Annotated in this window: 1 protein-coding gene; it reads right to left on the bottom strand. The window is 56.6% G+C overall.

The features are described from left to right. The coding region (locus ACEWB7_RS18650; protein ID WP_411581182.1) for a 4-hydroxythreonine-4-phosphate dehydrogenase PdxA at positions 1–387 on the bottom strand (387 nt) is incomplete at both ends.

The following is a 387-nucleotide window of genomic DNA, read 5'->3' as shown; positions in this document are numbered from 1 at the left end:
ATTTTAGCACGGGCAGGCCCTGATCGTGGTACATTGCCAGCACCGCGTCGGCATTATCGAGATATTTGGGCTGAAACAGCGTATCAGCAGGTAGCGGCCCGTTGAGTTTCATCCCCTGCGCCCGCAGCTCGTCGAGCACCGGAATGATGGTGTCTATCTCTTCCGTGCCCATATGACCGCCTTCGCCCGCGTGCGGATTCAGGCCACAGACAAGAATGCGCGGTTCGGCAATACCAAATTTGGTCCGCAAATCGTGATGCAAAATAGCAATCACTTCGTGCAAAAGCGCAGGGGTGATGGCGTCTGCAATCGCCCGTAGCGGCAGATGCGTGGTCGCCAGCGCCACGCGAAGTTCTTCGGTTGCCAGCATCATCACGACTTTTTTCG

Origin of the sequence: Acinetobacter sp. NIOH-H-8 (assembly GCF_046635365.1) — a bacterium.
GTDB lineage: Bacteria > Pseudomonadota > Gammaproteobacteria > Pseudomonadales > Moraxellaceae > Acinetobacter.
This window is presented reverse-complemented; position numbering and strand designations above follow the sequence as displayed.